Raw genomic sequence first — 18,595 nt, 5'->3', positions numbered from 1 at the left:
TTTTTTGGCATCAGGATCCAGTATTGAATGTTGCGCTCACCCTCTAGTGAAGAGGGCTCTTTTGGTGCTCCACAGGCCTTTAAGGATAAAGCCCGGTGGCCGTATGGAAAGTAGCAGCAATGAATGCAAAAGTCGGACTGACGAGTGACGCAGAGGCGGAAGACTTTTTCATACAAACATTGGAGCAGGCGATCGATGCGGTTGTGATCATTGATGATCACAACCGGGTGGTGTTTTTCAATAGCGCCGCCGAGACGTTTTGGGGCTGTTCGCGGATTGACGTGCTGGGTCGAAATGTCAGCACCCTGGTCCCTCACACATTACGCGCCCATCATGATGGCTATATCAGTGCCAACCGCGAGACGGGGATCAACAAAATCGTGGGCGTCAGTCGGGATGTCCGAATCGAGCGTGAGGATGGCGAGGAGCGCTGGGGCTCTATGTCTATCTCGAAAATCGCTCTTCATGACCGAATCCTGTACGCGGCCTTCCTCAAGGATATAACGCAATTACGCTTGAACGACATCGAACGCGGCTTGCTGTCGATGTCGGTCAATGTCACCAGTTCGGCCACCTGTATTGTTGACGCGAACTCATACCTTATCTATGTCAACGATGGGCTGATTCGGCTGCTGGGCTATTCCCGTGAGGAAATGATCGGGCAGTCACCCCTGATGTTCTTCGTCTCCGATGTTCCTGCGCAAGCGCCTGCGGAACCAGGGCTGGAAGGCATTCTCTGTGGTCAACCTCATGATGTAAGCGCCTTGATCAGCAAGCGCAACGGTCAACGACTATGGGTGCACGTCTCATCAACACCCGTGTTCGACGCGCAAGGCTTGCTCGAAAATGTCGTGATCGTATTGACCGACATTACCCAGTCAAAACTGCATGAAGTCCTGCAGGAGAGGGTCATTGGTGCACTGCTGAAAGAGGAACCCCTGGAGAGCGTGCTAACCATGATGTGCCACGAAATTGAGCGCATCGCCCCCGAAGTCATTGTCTCGATCCTGAGCGTGGACGAGGAGGGGATCTTGCACCCGCTAGCCAGTCCAGGCTTGCCCACCGATTACTCCAGGGCCATTGAAGGATTATCCATCGGTCCTGTGGCGGGTTCCTGCGGCACGGCCGCCTATCGGGGTGAGCCGGTTCTGGTAACCGACATCAATAATGACCCGCTGTGGGCTGAGTACAAATGTCTGGCGAAACAGTCAGGCTTGCGGGCTTGTTGGTCTATTCCTGTGCGCAACGGCGCGGGACGGATTGCGGCGACCTTTGCGCTCTACTTCAGGGAAAGCCGCGGCCCCGACCCCTTGCACGCTCATTTGGTGTCGGCAGGGACGCACTTGTGCATGTTGGCACTTGAGCGGGAGGAGGCGCGCCAGTCCATTCGAAGAATGGCTTTCTACGATGCGTTGACCGGCTTGCCCAACCGAAACTACCTGCTTTCCCAAGCACACAAATGCATTCTCGAAATGACTCGAGAGGCTGCAGAGCTTGCCGTTCTGTTTATCGATCTAGACCGATTCAAACAGGTCAACGACGCCTTGGGGCACGCGTCAGGAGACGAGTTGCTGCGAGTCATGGCCCAACGGTTACGCAGCGTGCTTCGAGAGTCTGATTTCGTTGGGCGTTTATCCGGTGATGAGTTCGTGTTGGTACTGCCGCGGATGAATGCGACACAGGTCACGATCTTTCTTGAGCGACTGATGATGATCCTGAAGGCGCCGACGACGATTGCGGGCACTTCTATCGTTGTTTCCGCCAGCATCGGCATCAGCCTGTTCCCAGGGGATGGTCAAGACATGGAGAGTCTGTTGCATTGCGCTGACATTGCCATGTACCAGGCCAAACGGGCCGAGCGGGGGACCTTCAGTTTCTTTCTTGAAGAGATGAACAGACTCGCTCAAGGGCGATTGATGCTGGAAACAGAACTGCGCAAAGCGCTCACTGACAGTGGCCTGTCACTCCATTATCAGCCACAAATCGACCTGAACAGCGGGCGTCTGGTCGGTGTTGAGGCACTGGCGCGTTGGGCACACCCGACACTCGGAACGATCTCGCCAATGCAATTTATTCCGCTTGCCGAGGAATGCGGGCTGATCAATGACCTGAGTCAATGGGTGTTGCGCGAGGCCTGTGAACAGCTTGCCCAGTGGCAGCGGCACGGTTTGCAGATTCCGTCCGTGTCGATCAACCTCTCGCCCATCAATTTTCACAACCTGAACCTGGCGACGCTGATTGCTCAACAACTGCAACGTTGTGGCTTGCAGCCCGTCAATTTATGCGTGGAAGTGACCGAGGGTGTGTTGCTGAGCGACAGTCTTGGGGCCGAGCAAGCCATCCGGGATTTGCATGCGTTGGGAGTACGACTGGCCATTGATGATTTTGGTACAGGTTATTCCAGCCTTGGGTATTTACGGCACCTGCCAATCAGCGAGCTGAAACTGGACAAGAGCTTTGTCGACGATCTGGAACACGACATGTCCTGCCGCGCTTTAAGCGAGTCCGTCATTGCAATAGGCAGAGGGCTTTCGTTGCACGTAGTGGCTGAAGGTATTGAGCACGCTATTCAGTGTGAGATTCTCAAAGCCCAAGGCTACAAGATCGGGCAAGGTAACTTTTTTTCAGCGCCACTGTCTTGCCGGGATTTTGAACAATGGTTCACAGCGTACGGTCATGATTGAACGCGACGCTAGGATTTAACTGGCTAACTATCGGAAATCGCGTTTGCCCTGGCCAGTGTCGTAGATGCAAGGATCTGCGCATCAGGGAGCTGGAGCAGACCGACCAACTGCTCGATGATTTCAATCACTTCCTGGCCCGGACCGAAACACGCTTTGACCCCTTGGCACAGTAGCTGTTGTACATCGGCGTCCGGAATGATTCCTCCCACGACCACCGAAATATTGAGTTCACGTTCGTTCAACAGACTCAACAGTTCCGTGAGTAATTGGTTGTGCGCCCCGGCCAGACTTGAAATTCCGATCAGATCCACCTGGCCTTTTTCGTCCAGTGATTGCAGTAACTGAATCGGAGTTTGAAACATGGGAAGCAGGCGCACCTCGAAGCCGGCATCGACGAGCGCTGCGGCTATCAATCGAATACCACGGTCATGCCCGTCCTGGCCCAACTTGGTCAGCAGCATCCTGGGCGAACGACCATGGTCAACGATAAAGCGGGAAATGCGCGCACAGACCACGGCCCAATCGGGGTGCTTACTCATAGCGGGCCCATAGTGGCCGGCGTGAAAACTCAGGTCTTGCCTGTAGCGTGGCCACATCTTTTCCAGTGCCTGGGTGCATTCGCCGAGCGTCGCCCGCGCCCTGATGGCAGCCACTGTCTTCTCCAGCAGATTACCCTGGCCTGAGCATGCACACTCGGTGATCGCCTGCAGCAGGGTTTCAACACGGGAAGTGTCGCGCCTTAGTCGCAGGCTGCTGAGGCGGCGGCATTGGCGGGCACACAGTGCCTGACTGTCCACAGGCAACGCAGGCTCTTGCGCCGACTCATTTGAGGCAACACGCCTTTGGATCCCGCAATCAAGACGGGCCTGGGTTGACATGGCCTGGAGGTGGATGGCCTGGCTGATCCAGCCGGACGCTATCGACTGGAACACGTCTCCCCGGGCATCAATTTCGATAATCTTTTGGCGAACCAGCGCAGCCATTTGTGCCGTCAGGGATTCCATCATGTAGGACCCCGCCCAAGGGTCTACCACATCGCAAAGTCCGGTTTCCTGTTGAAGGATGTGTTGGGTATTGCTGGCCAATCTTGATGAGTCTTCACTGGGCAGTGTGAGGGCCTCGTCCCAGGCATTGGTGTGAAGGGACTGCGTGCCGCCGAATACCGCGGCCATGGCCTGGACGGTTGTGCGCACGACATTGTTGAGCGGGTCCTGAGCGCTGAGCGACCAGCCTGATGTCTGGCAGTGCATGCGCAACGCCTGTCCTTTTTCACTCGTGATGCCCAAGTCTCGGGTTATTTCGGACCAGAGCAGACGGGCCGCGCGACACTTGGCGACTTCGCTGAAAAAATCGCTGCCGATGCCGAAAAAAAAGCTGATGCGCTCACAGAATCGTTGCAGGTTCAGGCCGCTCTTCTGTACCTGTTCGGCATAGGTTCTGGCGTTGAGCAAGGTCAGCGCCAACTCCAGCACAGCGTCGGCACCGGCCTCCTGAAAGTGGTAGCCGGACACTGAGATCGGGTTGAATCTCGGCATGTGTTCGTTCAAGTATCCGATCACATCCAGGGTGATGCGCATCGAGGGCTGTGGCGCAAAAATGTAGGTGTTGCGTACTGTGAACTCTTTGAGAATATCGTTCTGGATCGTGCCGCTGAGCAGCTCTGCAGCGACACCGGATTCTTGTGCCGCAACGATGAAGGCCGCCAGCACGGGCAATACCGCGCCGTTCATGGTGAGTGACACCGACACCTGGTCCAGGGCAATGCCATCCAGCAATTCCACCATGTCCTCGACGCTGTCGATGGCCACACCTGCCTTGCCGACATCGGCCTGCCATTGTGGATCGCTGGAGTCATAGCCACGGTGTGTCGGCAAGTCGAAGGCCAGGGACAACCCCTTCGCGCCTTCGGCCAGCCGTTGTCGCAGTCGCTGGTTGCTGGCCTCGGCTCCGGCAAATCCGGTGTACTGGCGCACCGTCCAGGGTTTTTCCGGGTACATGCTCGAATAGGGGCCACGCACAAACGGTACCTTGCCGGGCAGGCTGTGCAAGTGTTCAAGACCTTCTAGGTCACTGCAGTGATACAGCGGTTTGAGTCGAAGGCCTTCAGGCCGCCAGAGAGGAGAATGGCTCATGGTCGGCTGCACTCGGAGAGATGGTGTTTGCGGGTGAAAATGTCAGCCAGTTTGAATTGGTCGCTGCGCCGGAATACCTCACACCAGTGTGGCCCTCGATGACCTGACTGCCCCGTGTGCAGTCGGATCTGCAAGCTGTCGTTGATATTAAGGTTTGCGTAGAAATGCAGCTCGCGCTGGCGAATGAGGCCGGGTCGGCGCAAGCCCGACAAGGCCCATTCCGCACGCTCGACCATGGCCTGGAAGTTGGCGAAGTACAGCAGGTCGGCACCGTTGAAGTCGATGTCAGGGCAGGGCGTAAAGTCCAGTACGCGCGGCTCGGTTGACTGGCGATCGATGGCGTAATGACTGTGCCAGTCACCGCCACGTATGCGTCGATTGTCGGCGTGCAGTTGCTGCAACACCTGCGGTGGTTGTGTCACAGGTGCTTGAGTGTCCCTCAGACATGCTTTGCTGACGCTGCGATTGTCGCCGGGAACGTGACGGCTCACGAAGGTGGACAGCAATGCCAGTTGCCCCACGATGCGCTCGCCAAGCCTGACGTCATGTTCGCTGTAATGCCGGGCCTGCCCACCGCGCCCGATCCGGGTATGGATCTGGAACGGGCGATTCTCGACGATCGCTTCCAGTTTCAGATTCCACAGCTTTACGCCAGTGAACGCGGCATAGGCGATGCGACCTTGCTCATCGACAAAATCCGGCAAAGACCGATCATGTAGTTGGGCTAGCGCGAGCCAGTGTTGATGGCCGCATTCTTTCAACAACCAGTTTTCCGACAACCCGGTGTACGCCAGGTTGGGCATCGAAGCCAGGTAGGTTTCTGAACGGGTGGCGGTGAACGCTGAGGATGTCGGCATGGCAGGAATCCGTCATTTCGCCCCGCAGGGCGGTCAAGCCGTCACGGGGAAGTGACGGGGCTGATTTCCCGATTGCGAAAGGCGTGCCGATTTACAGCAGTTCTCCAGGATTGTTCTAACTATCTGATTATCAATAATAATTTTTGGTTGGTGGGTGGGCGATGGCGGTATCGAGGCGCTACGTGAGTTCGTAGAAATACGAATCCTCGTAGTGGATGTCACGAAATTACGTGGCCCACCGGAACAACATTATTCCCCCAGTTTGATTTCAAGCCGCTTGAACCTCGAAGCCAGTGTCGTGGGTTTGAGCCCCAGCAGTTCAGCGGCACCGCCTTTACCGAACAACTTGCCATCCGCAGCCTTGAGCGCCGCTTCCATGTTGCTGCGTTCGAGTTCGCGAATCTGAGCGTCAGTCATGATTGCGGTCGTGGAGGAGGGCCGCTGTGGCGCGCAGGGACCGGGGTGGGGTTCGTCGGGCAGATCGAGGTTCAGATCCGCGCCTACGGAAGTGATCAGTGCGCGCTCGATGACGTTTTGCAACTCGCGAATATTGCCCGGCCATGAATACCGTTGCAGCCGCTCGATGTCGCGGTTGCGCAGGCGTCGCCCCGGCATGTTCAAACGCGTGCTGGTCTGCTTGAGGAAATGGGCGGCCAGAGGTGCAATATCAATCGGACGTTCACGTAATGCTGGGGACTGAATCGGGAAAACGTTGAGCCGGAAATACAGATCCTCACGGAAATGCTTCGCAGCGACTTCCTGGCGCAGATCGCGGTTCGTCGCAGCAATGATCCGCACATCAACCTTGCGGGTGCGCTCTTCGCCGACCCGTTCGAACTGGCCTTCCTGCAAAACCCGCAGCAGTTTACTTTGCAGTTCGAGGGGGATTTCTCCGATTTCATCGAGGAACAGCGTGCCGCCATTCGCCAGTTCAAAGCGCCCGACGCGATCACGCACAGCACCGGTAAAGGCGCCACGAATGTGGCCGAAAAATTCGCTTTCGAACAGTTCCGCCGGGATGGCCGCGCAATTGACCCGGATCAGCGGACTGGCATTGCGGCGGCTGGCCTGATGGATCGCTCGGGCGATCAGTTCCTTGCCCGTACCCGACTCGCCGTTGATCAGCACGCTGGCATCCGTCGGCGCGACCACGTCAATCTGCTTGATTATTTTGCTGATCGGCTCGCTCTGGCCAACAATCTCGCGGAAGTTGTGCTCGATGTGAATCTCTTCCTGCAAGTACGCGTTTTGCTCTTCGAGCCTTTCCTTGAGCACCTTGAGTTCTTCAAGGGCGCTTTGCAGCTGGTTTTCGGTGCTGCGTCGTTCGGTAATGTCGCGGAACACCACCACGGCACCAACGATACGGCCATCGGAAATAACCGGGGTGCTGGTGAATTCCACCGGGAACGAACTGCCGTCGCGGCGCCAGAACACCTCCTGGCGTCCCTCGTGGACCACGCCATCGCGCACGGCCTTGTAGATCGGGCATTCCTCGACTGGGTAATGGCTGCCGTCCGCATGAGTATGGTGGTGAATGCGATGAATGTTTTTGCCGATCATGTCCTGTGGTTCCCAGCCCAGCATGCGCGCGCCAGCCGGGTTGACAAAGGTAGCCAGGCCTTCACTGTTGATGCTGTAGATGCCATCGCCGACGGAACTGAGCAGCAGTTGGTTATCGCGCTCGCTTTCCTGGAACAGGTTGAGGATGTTGCGCCACTCAATCAGCCCGCCACGCATGGTGCGCTCGGTGTGGGCCTGGTCGCGTTGGTATTTCTCATGGCTCAGCTCACGCAGCACCAGAATCAGTTGCTGCTCGCCCTTGATTTGCAACGTCGTGGCGGATATTTCCAGCTCGATACGTTCGCCGCTTTTACAGTTGCAGCTCAACTCTTCGGTCCAGCCGCGACCTTTGTCCATCACGGCCTGGGTGAACACGATCAGGTCCGCCAATTGATGGCCGAACAGCTTGCTGACCGGCAGCTCCAGCAATTCCTGGCGTGGGTAGCCGAGCAACTTGCAGGCGGCGATGTTCAGGTCGCCCAGTCGATCGGAAAACGGATTGAGCAGTGCGATGGCTTCGGCGCAATGCTCGAACACCATGTGCCGTGACGAGTACGCCAGGTCGGCCCAGCCGTTGAGTGAGTCTGATTCGTTCATGGATACGAGATCTCGTTGTTGGCCGCTACGAATATTCGTATTTCTACGGGAATGCGTGATTCACCGATAGCGTCAGATACGCCATGAAAAACCGGATCAGATTTTCATCCTCAGATTAATCAACGACTTACGATAGTGCGGAGAATAATTTTATTTTCTGGCACGGCGTTCGCTCTATCTCCTGCAACCCGGCAGCTAACACCGGCTGACGTTCAAGCACGAAGAAACTGGAGAGCGACACTATGCCAACCGTGGATATTCCCCATTACAAAGACGGCGACTTCCTCGTCAATTACGAAGAGAAAGTCTTTGAGGACATCAAAGCCGAACCCGGCGAAAAAGTCCTGATCACCTTCCACACCATCGCTTTCGAAGGCTCCATTGGCCTGGTCAATATGCTTCAAGCCAAGCGCCTGCTGCGCAAAGGTTTTGAAACCAAAATCCTGCTGTACGGGCCAGGCGTGCAACTGGGTGTGCAGCGTGGTTTCCCGACCCTGGGAGCTGAAGCATTTCCCGGTCACCTGGCAGTCAACAAGCAACTCATTCAATTCATGGAAGAAGGCGGTGAGGTCTACGCCTGCCGGTTCGCCCTGCAAGCGTTGTACGGCCAGACCGAAAAAGCCCTGATCGAAGGCATTCGCCCGATCAACCCGCTGGACGTGATGGACCTGCGGCTGCTGATGCGCCGTGAAGGCGCCATGATCATCGATACCTGGACTGCCTGACAGCACAAGCCTCTGTAAGGGCTGGCTTGCTCGCGATGGCGGTGTGCCTGACACACCGTGAAATCCGCATCGCAGGCAAGCCAGCTCCCACAGGACTGATGTGAAACCTACAAATCACTACGAACTCAGGACCCCTCATGGCCATCATTCGCGCAGCCGCCGTACAGATCAGCCCGGTGCTTTACAGCCGCGAAGGCACCGTGGACAAGGTCTGCCAACAGATCATCGCCCTCGGTCGACAAGGCGTGCAGTTCGCCGTGTTCCCGGAAACGGTGGTGCCTTACTACCCCTACTTTTCGTTTGTGCAGCCAGCCTTTGCCATGGGCGCGCAACACCTCAAGCTACTCGACCAGTCTGTCACGGTGCCGTCCGCCGCCACGTTGGCGATTGGCGAAGCCTGCAAGCAAGCCGGCATGGTCGTTTCCATCGGGGTGAATGAGCGCGATGGCGGCACGATCTACAACGCGCAATTACTGTTCGATGCCGACGGCAGTCTGATTCAGCATCGACGCAAGATCACGCCGACCTACCACGAGCGCATGGTCTGGGGGCAGGGCGATGGTTCAGGCCTGCGTGCCATCGACAGTGCAATCGGGCGCATTGGCTCGCTGGCGTGCTGGGAACATTACAACCCGCTGGCCCGTTACGCCTTGATGGCGGACGGCGAGCAGATCCACGCCGCGATGTTTCCCGGCTCGCTGGTCGGCGATATTTTCGCCGAGCAAATCGAAGTCACCATCCGTCATCACGCGCTGGAGTCGGGTTGCTTTGTGGTCAACGCCACGGCCTGGCTGGATGCCGATCAGCAAGGCCAGATCATGCAGGACACCGGCTGTGGTATCGGCCCGATTTCGGGCGGTTGCTTCACGGCCATCGTCTCTCCCGAAGGCAAACTGCTCGGTGAGCCGCTGCGTTCTGGCGAAGGCGTGGTGATTGCCGATCTCGATCTGGCCTTGATCGACAAGCGCAAACGAATGATGGATTCGGTCGGGCATTACAGCCGCCCTGAACTGCTCAGCCTGTTGATCGACCGCACGCCCACGGCGCATGTGCATGAACGCGCCGCGCACCTTGTGGCGGTTGCCGGCGAGGAGTCCGATCATGCACACCAATGAGTTGCTGGCCGAACTGCAATGCCATGGCGTGCGTTGGCCTGCCGCGCAAAACGGCTTGTCTCGACAGGGTGGCGCGGGGCCGTCAGATCACAAGGCGCTGAGTTTCGGCAGCCGGACGATGATGGTGCCGATCCTCAATCAGGCCTCGCAGGATTCGCCCTATCAAGCACAACCCAGTGCCGATGGCAGTCAGGCACTGATCTTCCGCGAGGGGTTGCAGGTCGGTCAGGTACAGATGCCCGGCGTCCCGAAGTTCTACGGTTTGAGTACCACCGATGGCATTCCTTACTGGAAGATCGCCACGCTGCACAGCAGCGATGTGCTGGCGACAACGGTGTTGCAGCACTGCATTCGCTTCAATGATCGCGGCAGCTCCTGCCAGTTCTGCGCTATCGGCCAGTCGCTGGCCGCGGGCAAGACCATCGCCCGTAAACGCCCGCAACAACTGGCTGAAGTGGCAAAAGCGGCGGTGGAACTCGATGGCGTCAAGCACATGGTGATGACCACCGGCACCCCGCAAACCCCGGACCGCGGTGCGGCGATTTTGTGTGAGTCTGCCACCGCAGTAACCGCAACCGTCGATCTGCCGATTCAGGCCCAGTGCGAACCGCCGGACGACGATCGCTGGTTCCAGCGCCTGGCCGATAGCGGCGTGGTGTCTCTGGGCATGCACCTGGAAGCGGTCACTGATGACGTGCGCCAACGGATCATGCCGGGCAAGGCCGAAGTTCCGCTGAGTCGCTATTTCGAAGCGTTCAGTGCGGCGGTTGAGGTGTTCGGTCGGGGCCAGGTCAGCACCTACATTCTCGCTGGCCTGGGTGACAGCGAAGCAGCGATCAGCGAGATGAGCGAGCGCTTGTGCGCGCTGGGTGTGTATCCGTTCGTAGTGCCGTTCGTACCCATCGACGGCACACCGCTGGCTAATCACCCAAAACCCGACAGCGCGATGATGGCCAGGCTCTATCCGCAGATCGGCGCGAGCCTGCGTCGTCACGGTTTGCACTCTGATCAGATCAACGCCGGTTGCGCCAAATGTGGCGCGTGCTCGGCCCTCAAAAGCTACGAATAAACCGGAGAACGCCCATGTCGAATCTCGCCTTTGCTTTGGTCGACAGCACCTTCGAACCGTTCCGCGCGGGTGAACTGCTGGTCAAGCCCGCCAGTGAACACTGGGAGAAACAAGCCTACTTTGCCCTGCGGCGCTCGGTGTTTTCCGATGAACAACAACTGCTGGTCCGGGACAAGGACAGCCATGATTTTCAAGCGATTGCCATCGTCGCCCTGGCGGGCAATTGCGGGATCTGCGATCAGGTAGTGGGTGCGGTGCGCATCTATCAGCCGCAGCCGGGGCTTTGGATTGGCGGGCGATTGTGCGTGGCCCCGGCGTATCGACGGCACAGCATGATTGGCAAAGCGTTGGTCAATGAAGCCGTGTCGCGGGCCAAGGAGTTGGGGTGTGAGGTGTTTCGCGCCACGGTACAGACGCAGAACGAAACCTATTTTCATGCCTTGCACTGGCAAACCCTCGAACACATGGAGTTGCATGGCCAGCCGCATTGCTTGATGCAGGCGGTCCTGCCGAGCTACCCGCTGATGCCGCGACAGGTTTCATTGCGAGCACTGAAGGTGGCTCGCCATGATTGAAAAGGCTGATTTGACGGCACTGCTCGACAGAGTGCGCAGCACGCCCGCGATGCGTTCAAAACAGGCGATTCAGCAACCTGCCGGCGTGATCGGCAGCCCGAAACAAACCCTGAGTCGCGAGCAACTTTACGCATTGCCCGGTGATGACACAGCAGCGATTGCCACTGGCGATCATTTTCAGCTACTGGCTATCGAAGGCATGTTGCCGGCGTTCGTCGAGGCGGCACCGTGGTTTTCCGGTTGGTCAGCGGTGATGGCTAATGTCAGCGACATTACGGCCATGGGTGGTCGCGCGACGGCGGTGGTCAACGCTTATTGGCATCACGATAACGCTGCCGCGCAACAGGTGCTGGCAGGCATCCGCGCCGCGTGCGAGGCCTACGGATTATTGCTTGCCGGTGGGCACACAAGCCTGGCGGCGGGCAATCGCGCCGCACTGGCGGTAGCGATTACCGGTGTTGCGCAAAAGTTGCTGTCCACACTGCATGTTGCGCCTGGCCAGGTCATCGCCATGGCGGTTGACCTTGAAGGGCATTGGCATGCCGACAGTACCTATTGGAAAGCCTTCGAAGGCGTACCCGCCGAGCGCCTGCGCAGCAAGCTCGAAGTGCTGCCGCGCCTGGCAGAAGCCGGCCTGCTGCGAGCGGCCAAAGACATCAGTAACGCCGGGGTACTCGGCAGTCTGTTGATGCTGCTGGAAGCCACCGGCTGTGGCACAACGATCGATTTGGCCGCACTGCCGTGTCCGGAAGATGCCGACCTCGCTCGCTGGTTACAGGTGTTCCCCAGCTACGGCTTTTTGCTGACGCTCCAGGAACGTGACTGGGCGCAGGTGCAGGCTGCTTTTACCGTTGAAGGCGTGCGTTGTGAACGCATCGCACAGGTCAATTCCAGCGGAGTGTTGAACGTCCGGCTCGGTGAGCAACACGGCGAATTCTGGAACCTGCGCGAGCAGCCATTTACCGGTTTCAGCTACCCCCATCTCGATCTGACGCCCTTGAACCTTGATCAACAGGAGCACTGACATGCCCGCCGTCAATTTCAAAATCCGCTGGCCCAATGGCCGGGAAGCAACCGGTTATTCACCCTCGACCGTGATTTATCAATACCTGGAGGAGGGCGCCAGTTACCCGCTGGCGGACTTTCTGCAACGCATCGAAAGCGCATTGAACAGTGCCTCGGAGCGGGTCAAGCAGGTCAAGGGCTTCTATTGCAGTTCGGCGATGGACACCTTGAGCTCGCTCAAGGGCCAGGCCAGTTATTTGAGCGAGCCCACCCACATTGACGGCCAGGTTGACGTTCTCAGCATGCGAACCGAGGGCGCCGGCCAGGTGGTCGGCGCCTGCTGGAGTTCCTTCTGATTCATCGATTTTTCCCTTAACCCTTTTCATTACCCAGTACCGGAGCACCCGATGACCAGTCACCTCACTTCAATCAAACCTCCACACCACAGCGTGATCGTCGTCGGCGGTGGCCAGGCGGGTTTATCTGCCAGCTACTACCTGCAACAGCAGGGTATCGAGCATCTGGTATTGGAGAAGCACAGCCTGACCCACACCTGGCGTAACCAGCGTTGGGATGCCTTTAGTCTGGTGACGCCCAACTGGCAGTGTGCATTGCCGGGTTACACCTATACCGAAGGATTCGGCGGCAGCGATCCTCACGGCTTCATGAAGAAAGACGAGATCAACGAATACCTGGCGGGCTTCGTCAAATCGGTCAACGCCCCGGCCCGTGAAGGTGTCACGGTGCAACGCGTGGTGCCACGCAGCCTCGGTGGTTTCGAGGTGCACACCTCGCAGGGTGAATTCACCGCTGATCAGGTGATTGTTGCGTCGGGCGGCTATCACACGCCGATCATTCCGCGTCTGGCTGAGCGTTTGCCGGCCGGCATTCATCAGATTCACTCCGAACAATACCGCAATCCCCAAGCGTTGCCGGCCGGCAATGTGCTGGTGGTCGGTTCCGGACAGTCGGGTGCGCAAATTGCTGAAGATTTGCATCTGGCTGGTCGCAAGGTTTATCTGGCTGTCGGTGATGCGCCCCGTTGTGCGCGCTTTTACCGTGGCAAGGACGTGGTCGATTGGCTGGCAGAAATGGGCTACTACGAGATTGGCGTCGACACGCACCCGCTGCGTGAGGGTGTACGCGACAACACCAACCACTATGTCACCGGTCGCGATGGTGGCCGTGATATCGACCTGCGCAAATTCGCCCTCGAAGGCATGGAGTTGTTCGGTCGTCTCGATGGATTGCAGGGCACAGTCATGCAGTTCGCCAACAACCTGGGCGAGAGCCTCGACAATGCCGATGCGGTCTATAACCGGATCAATGCATCCATCGACAAGTACATCGAACAGCACTCGATTGATGCTCCGGCAGGAGCTCGTTATGAGCCGGATTGGGTGCCCGGGAAAGAGCGCAGCGAGCTGGATCTGCAAGGCGAGGGCATTACCAGCATCATTTGGTGCATCGGCTTCAGCCCGGACTTTACCTGGGTCGAGGCTCCGGTGTTCAACGGTCGTGGTCATCCTGGCCACCAACGTGGAGTGACAGCGCAGCCTGGTCTGTACTTCCTGGGATTGCCCTGGTTATACACTTGGGGTTCGGGGCGTTTTTCAGGCGTGGCGCGGGACGCGGAGTATCTGGTACAGCACATGGCCGAAGGCGCGCTGGGGAGCACCATGCGGCAACGCCGTTCGGTGGCTGGCTAGGCGAGAGCACAACGCCTCTGCGTGCCAGAGGCGTTTGAGCACCCGCTTAATCACGCAATGTGTCCACATCACCCATTCCTGACCAAATCTCTGCATGGCCCACAGAGTCCGGTATTTTCGATGCTGACGACCCTCATTCGCTACTCACTTGAGGTGTCGTTAAAGGCAGTATTATCGAGGTCTAACTCAGCTTCTCGACCCTCGGTCTTGTGGCCCTACCTTTGTTCGGGTAATGGTCATAGCATTCCTGCCCTACACTGCAATCTTGAGCGATTCATTTTCGACGGATCCGAACAATCGATTGTCTGACGCATTCGATAACGGCGGGATCAACCCCAGTCCTGTCCACTTGAATGCCTTCCCTCAGACTTTTTATCTTCTGTGCAGTGAGTATTTGCAAGATGGATAGTCTGAGTCTCGATGTTGAAGATGCGCAGCGTCTCGTTCCGGACGAGATCCGTTTCGGCGATTTCCAGTTTTTCCCCACCAAACGGTTGTTGCTGAAGGAAGGGAGCCGCGTTGAAATCGGTGGTCGTTCGCTCGATATCCTGCTTGTCCTGATCGCCAACGCTGGAAAAGTGGTAAGTAACCGGGAACTGATCAGGATCGTCTGGCAGGAGGTGGTTGTTGAAAGCAGTAGCTTGCGAGTACACATTTGTGGCCTGCGCAAGGCTCTGTCATGCGGTGAGTCGGACGTCCATTTTGTGGTCAATGCCCCTGGTCGAGGCTATAGCTTTGTTGCTCCTGTCATTTTGCCCAGCTCCGTGGGCTCCATAACGCAACTTTTGCCTTTGCAAGTATGGTCCGGCGAAGGGTTGCCTCCGCGTCTAGCGAGAATGGTCGGTCGGGATGACACGGTTTGTTATCTCGCCAATAGCCTGAAACGACAGCGATTCATCACCATAACGGGTCCAGGAGGAATGGGTAAAACCACCGTGGCTGTTGCAGTTGCGCACACATTACTGTCGCATTTCGAGGGGGCTGTGTACTTTCTCGATCTAGGCTCCGTTACCGATCCGGCATTGTTGGTGGGGACATTGGCTTCGGCCTTTGGTGCCAACTGCAAAGGCACCGATAACACCCGTGAACTCGTGGTGTTTTTGAAGAGTAAACGCTTGCTCCTGGTGCTTGATAGTTGTGAGCATTTGATCGACGCAGTTGCAGCGCTGACAGAAAGGCTCTTCGGTGAGGCGGTGCAAGTGCACATTCTCGCCAGCAGTCGTGAACCCCTTCAAGCTGAAGGTGAGAACGTTCACCGCTTGTGTCCATTGGCTTGCCCCCCAGAGCAAAGCGATCTGTCTGCGGCCACTGCTTTAGGGTTTTCGGCCGTTCAATTGTTTGTAGAAAGGGCTTCGACAGGTGGTGTTCCCCTAATTCTGAGTGACGAGGATGCGCCAGTTGTCGCGCAAATCTGCCGCAAACTCGACGGTGTGGCGTTAGCCATCGAGTTGGGGGCGGGCCGGGTCGACGCCTATGGCATCCAGGGCACTGCCGAGTTGTTGAACAGTCGTTTCAGTCTGTTCTGGAGTGGTCGGCGAATTGCACTTCCGCGACACCAGACCCTTAACGCGATGCTCGATTGGAGTTACAACCTCCTATCCTCGATGGAGGCGATGGTGCTCCGTCGGCTATCGATATTCAGTGGCGTTTTCTCTCTCACCACGGCCACAGAAGTGGTGCTGGATTCTGGTGCTGACGAGACACAGGTCATCGATATGATTGGGCGGTTGGTGGCGAAGTCATTGCTCTCGGCACAACCCACAGGCCGTTCCATGCGTTATCGAATGCTCGACACCACGCGAGTCTATGCCCTGGATAAACTGCGCCAGAGTGGCGAGGCTGGGGAAATGGCCAGGCGGCATGCGCTTCATCAGATTGCACTGTTAGAGCGACTTGATGTGAACTCGGTCTCCTTTCTGGAGTATGAGCACGCTCACCGTTATCTTGAGCATCTGGGTAATTTACGCGCGGCGCTGGAGTGGTCATTTTCCGAAACGGAAAACCTGAAGATCGGTATTCGCCTTGCCGTGGCGGCGGTGCCGCTGTTTTTGGGGCTGTCGATGCTCAATGAGTGCCTGCGCTGGAGTGAGCAGGCGTTATCCGTGCTGGACAACACAGGTGGCAGTTCGCAAGAGATTATTCTGCAAGAAGCGTCGGCCATCTCCTCGATGTTCACTCACGGCAACTCTTTGACGGTGCACAGGGCTTTGATTCGCGGGATAGAGCTAGGTGAATGTCTCAATGATGCACCGCGGCAATTGCGTTTGTTGGCGGGGTTGAACATCTTTTTGACACGGGCGGGAGATTTTCAGAAAGCGCTTCAAATAGCCCACAAGAATATGGAAGTCAGCACGCGAGTCTCCGGTCCAGCGGGTATTGCCATGGCAAAATGGATGTTGGGGGTTTCTTGTCATCTTGTTGGTCGGCAGGCGCAGGCGCAGCAGCTATGTACGGACGGGCTGAACATGGTGTCGTCACAACCGCATGGCGATGCTATTTATTTCGGCTACGACCATCAGATTCGTGCACTGGTGTCCCTGGCCCGAACCTTGTGGTTGCGAGGTTACCCGGATCAGGCGGTGGTGATTGCCCACCAGGCGCTGGAGGATGCGCAGAATCTAAAACATCCGGTGACCATCTGCATTTCCTTGATTTACGTATCGACGGTGTTTCTCTGGGTGGGCGATTGGGTTACCGCTGAAAGGACTATCGAAAAACTGATGCTCAACGCCAGAAAAAATGCACTTAATCCGGATCAGGCCGTTGGTATGGGGCTTAAAGGTATTTTAATGATCCGTCAGGGCCGTGTGGATTGCGGTGTGGTTCTGCTGCAACAGTGCTTGAGTGTATTAAATGAGGAAAATCATCAAGTCCTCAGTACGATGTTCATGAAAAGCCTGGCAGAGGGGCTGGCAATGCGGGGCGAGTACGACAACGCCCGTCAGATGATCGTTGGCGCACAATGCATGGTCGAAGATAACGGTGAAACATTTGATACCCCGGAGGTGCTGCGTATTGCCGCAGAGATATACTCGACGCAATCTACGCCGGACTTCGAGCGAGCAGAGGCTTGTATTCAACGATCGTTGAATTGCGCGCGCCGTCAGACTGCTTTGGGGTGGGAATTGCGTGCTTCTATCACGCTGGCAAAGTTGCGCGTTTTGCAGGGGCGAAACAGCGAAGCCTACGAGTTGATTTGGCAAGTCTACCGACGATTCAGCGAGGGTTTCGACTCCGTTGATCTGCGCACCGCCAGGCAGTTGCTTCACAAACTGCCACACGCGCAAAACCTGCCAGGCGCCACTTGGGACAGCCTCATTAACGGCCCTCGCTAAATCCGGAGAAAGGGGATCAGGCCTTACCTGCGAGTAATGCTACGGCTTCGTCTGTGGTCCACAGAGCATTGGCCATGAAGCGGTAATTGATCAGCGCGGCCTGATATCCATCTCCTTCGGGCAGTTTTGGCCCTGCTACGGCATCGCGTACCACGGCAACCTCAAAGCCCTGCTCAAGTAAATCGCGCAGGTGGGATTCGACGCAGAGATTGGCGAGCATACCTACCAGTATCACTTGGTCGACATGCTGTTTGCGTAGTTGCAGGGTCAAGTCATTGACTTGCGGGCCGTACAGTTTATGGGGTGAGCAGACTATGGTTTTGTTGTCCTCGATGTAGGGTTTGAATTCAGGCATGAAATCGCTCCCGGAGTTGAGAAAACCTTCAAGGCTCAGGGCGCTTGGGCGATCGAATATCTTGATGTCGTGCTGGAATTGCTCAGCGGGTCCCTGGATCTGCCAAGCGTGATCGTGGGGGTAGTAGTAATGCGGCGAGATGGCCACGGTGATATCCGCTGCTTTCGCTGCTTTGAACAAGCGTAGCAAATTGGCCACCAGGTTTTGCTCGGTCACACTTTCTCCCACCACGGCCCAGGCCTTACCCTTATCGCTCATGAAGTCAATTTGCGGGTCAATGACAACCAGAGCCGCGTGGGCGATGTCTAGTTTCATTGACGACTTGGGGAGCGCCGGATTTTTCGGATCAGCGTATTTTTCTTTGGGTGAGGTCGCCGGTTTGTCGTCGGCAAAGGAGGGCAGCGCGGAGGCGGCTGCGGCGATCATCGCGCCAGTTACAAAAGAGCGTCGACCTATGATGGGGAGGAATTTATTGGACATTTTTATCTCCAGTCGTTGTGGGGCAGTCCGCTATGCAAGAACACCAGCAAATCCTTGTTTGATTGCTCGCGATGGGTTTCTGCCAGCTCATGGGGCGCACCGGGGTAAAACCCTCAGTGTTGCGTTGGGCACTTACATCTTCGAGACGCGGCCAGCAGCAGCTCTGCTGCTCAGGTAATCTGCGCTTCGCGCTCAGCCATAGCCGCATCGGCCATCCGGACGGTGCGCCAGACGTTGTAAGCCAGCAACAACATGCCGCCGAGGAAGAACACGCCCCCGGCGAAGCGCACCACGAAGCCCGGATGGCTGGCCTGCAAACCTTCAACAAAGGAGTAGGTCAGCGTGCCGTCGTCGTTGATTGCGCGCCACATCAGGCCCTGGGTGATGCCATTGACCC

The 18,595-nt window shown here is 57.2% G+C and carries 13 protein-coding genes and 1 pseudogene; 9 read left to right on the top strand and 5 right to left on the bottom strand.

From position 1 onward, the window contains the following. Window positions 1–119: 119 nt before the first annotated feature. Window positions 120–2,684: an EAL domain-containing protein gene (locus ACW9HW_RS05735; protein ID WP_457398861.1), complete on the top strand. Its 2,565-nt coding sequence runs from the start codon at window positions 120–122 to the stop codon at window positions 2,682–2,684. A 23-nt stretch (window positions 2,685–2,707) separates the two neighbouring features. Here ACW9HW_RS05735 and scpA read toward each other — a convergent pair whose 3' ends face one another. The 3 genes from scpA to ACW9HW_RS05720 form a co-directional block, all read right to left on the bottom strand. Then, window positions 2,708–4,816 (bottom strand): methylmalonyl-CoA mutase, encoded by a 2,109-nt coding sequence (gene scpA / locus ACW9HW_RS05730; RefSeq protein ID WP_457398859.1) that lies wholly within the window; start codon window positions 4,814–4,816, stop codon window positions 2,708–2,710. Next, window positions 4,813–5,673 carry a Pnap_2097 family protein gene (locus ACW9HW_RS05725; protein WP_457398857.1) on the bottom strand — a complete coding sequence of 287 codons (861 nt, stop codon included), beginning with the start codon at window positions 5,671–5,673 and terminating at the stop codon, window positions 4,813–4,815. The genes scpA and ACW9HW_RS05725 overlap by 4 nt, the downstream gene beginning before the upstream one ends. Window positions 5,674–5,922: 249 nt before the next feature. Then, entirely contained in the window at window positions 5,923–7,830 is a 1,908-nt protein-coding gene (locus tag ACW9HW_RS05720; RefSeq protein WP_457398855.1) for a sigma 54-interacting transcriptional regulator, read from the bottom strand. A 242-nt stretch (window positions 7,831–8,072) separates the two neighbouring features. Here ACW9HW_RS05720 and ACW9HW_RS05715 point away from each other — a divergent pair, with 242 nt between their 5' ends. The 8 genes from ACW9HW_RS05715 to ACW9HW_RS05680 all read left to right on the top strand — a co-directional run bounded on the left by ACW9HW_RS05715 (window position 8,073) and on the right by ACW9HW_RS05680 (window position 17,363). Beyond that, a complete protein-coding gene (locus tag ACW9HW_RS05715) occupies window positions 8,073–8,555 on the top strand; it encodes an MSMEG_0572/Sll0783 family nitrogen starvation response protein (RefSeq protein ID WP_007969977.1) in 483 nt (160 codons plus the stop codon). A 137-nt stretch (window positions 8,556–8,692) separates the two neighbouring features. Continuing rightward, a complete protein-coding gene (locus ACW9HW_RS05710) occupies window positions 8,693–9,670 on the top strand; it encodes a Nit6803 family nitrilase (protein ID WP_457398854.1) in 978 nt (325 codons plus the stop codon). Further along, the gene (locus tag ACW9HW_RS05705; RefSeq protein ID WP_457398853.1) at window positions 9,657–10,739 is read left to right on the top strand and encodes an MSMEG_0568 family radical SAM protein; all 1,083 of its coding nucleotides are present in this window, start codon (window positions 9,657–9,659) and stop codon (window positions 10,737–10,739) included. The genes ACW9HW_RS05710 and ACW9HW_RS05705 overlap by 14 nt, the downstream gene beginning before the upstream one ends. 14 nt (window positions 10,740–10,753) lie before the next feature. Then, the gene (locus ACW9HW_RS05700; RefSeq protein ID WP_457398851.1) at window positions 10,754–11,314 is read left to right on the top strand and encodes an MSMEG_0567/Sll0786 family nitrogen starvation N-acetyltransferase; all 561 of its coding nucleotides are present in this window, start codon (window positions 10,754–10,756) and stop codon (window positions 11,312–11,314) included. Continuing rightward, complete coding sequence (locus tag ACW9HW_RS05695) at window positions 11,307–12,338, top strand: sll0787 family AIR synthase-like protein (RefSeq protein WP_457398850.1); 1,032 nt, start codon at window positions 11,307–11,309, stop codon at window positions 12,336–12,338. The genes ACW9HW_RS05700 and ACW9HW_RS05695 overlap by 8 nt, the downstream gene beginning before the upstream one ends. 1 nt (window position 12,339) lies before the next feature. Next, window positions 12,340–12,675 carry an MSMEG_0570 family nitrogen starvation response protein gene (locus tag ACW9HW_RS05690; protein WP_457398848.1) on the top strand — a complete coding sequence of 112 codons (336 nt, stop codon included), beginning with the start codon at window positions 12,340–12,342 and terminating at the stop codon, window positions 12,673–12,675. Window positions 12,676–12,726: 51 nt separating this feature from the next. Then, window positions 12,727–14,028 (top strand): MSMEG_0569 family flavin-dependent oxidoreductase, encoded by a 1,302-nt coding sequence (locus ACW9HW_RS05685; protein WP_457398847.1) that lies wholly within the window; start codon window positions 12,727–12,729, stop codon window positions 14,026–14,028. Window positions 14,029–14,429: 401 nt separating this feature from the next. Next, a complete protein-coding gene (locus ACW9HW_RS05680; protein WP_457398846.1) occupies window positions 14,430–17,363 on the top strand; it encodes a winged helix-turn-helix domain-containing protein in 2,934 nt (977 codons plus the stop codon). Window positions 17,364–17,379: 16 nt separating this feature from the next. On the opposite strand, the gene ACW9HW_RS05675 is transcribed toward ACW9HW_RS05680, so the two are convergent. Further along, complete coding sequence (locus ACW9HW_RS05675) at window positions 17,380–18,033, bottom strand: cysteine hydrolase (RefSeq protein ID WP_457398896.1); 654 nt, start codon at window positions 18,031–18,033, stop codon at window positions 17,380–17,382. Between the two features lie 335 nt (window positions 18,034–18,368). Further along, window positions 18,369–18,595: pseudogene (locus tag ACW9HW_RS05670) on the bottom strand (cytochrome C oxidase Cbb3); the annotation flags it as partial.

The sequence above is a fragment of the Pseudomonas sp. SDO5532_S415 genome (assembly GCF_054071155.1).
Note: the sequence above shows the minus strand (reverse complement) of the source record. Positions and strands in the feature narration are given on the sequence as shown.

Coding starts and splice junctions, on each gene's coding strand:
- ACW9HW_RS05700 (WP_457398851.1), top strand. CDS start 10,754: ATGTCGAATCTCGCCTTTGCTTTGGTCGACAGCACCTTCGAACCGTTC.
- ACW9HW_RS05725 (WP_457398857.1), bottom strand. CDS start 5,673: ATGCCGACATCCTCAGCGTTCACCGCCACCCGTTCAGAAACCTACCTG.
- ACW9HW_RS05720 (WP_457398855.1), bottom strand. CDS start 7,830: ATGAACGAATCAGACTCACTCAACGGCTGGGCCGACCTGGCGTACTCG.
- ACW9HW_RS05710 (WP_457398854.1), top strand. CDS start 8,693: ATGGCCATCATTCGCGCAGCCGCCGTACAGATCAGCCCGGTGCTTTAC.
- ACW9HW_RS05735 (WP_457398861.1), top strand. CDS start 120: ATGAATGCAAAAGTCGGACTGACGAGTGACGCAGAGGCGGAAGACTTT.
- ACW9HW_RS05695 (WP_457398850.1), top strand. CDS start 11,307: ATGATTGAAAAGGCTGATTTGACGGCACTGCTCGACAGAGTGCGCAGC.
- ACW9HW_RS05705 (WP_457398853.1), top strand. CDS start 9,657: ATGCACACCAATGAGTTGCTGGCCGAACTGCAATGCCATGGCGTGCGT.
- ACW9HW_RS05690 (WP_457398848.1), top strand. CDS start 12,340: ATGCCCGCCGTCAATTTCAAAATCCGCTGGCCCAATGGCCGGGAAGCA.
- ACW9HW_RS05675 (WP_457398896.1), bottom strand. CDS start 18,033: ATGAAACTAGACATCGCCCACGCGGCTCTGGTTGTCATTGACCCGCAA.
- scpA (WP_457398859.1), bottom strand. CDS start 4,816: ATGAGCCATTCTCCTCTCTGGCGGCCTGAAGGCCTTCGACTCAAACCG.
- ACW9HW_RS05715 (WP_007969977.1), top strand. CDS start 8,073: ATGCCAACCGTGGATATTCCCCATTACAAAGACGGCGACTTCCTCGTC.
- ACW9HW_RS05685 (WP_457398847.1), top strand. CDS start 12,727: ATGACCAGTCACCTCACTTCAATCAAACCTCCACACCACAGCGTGATC.
- ACW9HW_RS05680 (WP_457398846.1), top strand. CDS start 14,430: ATGGATAGTCTGAGTCTCGATGTTGAAGATGCGCAGCGTCTCGTTCCG.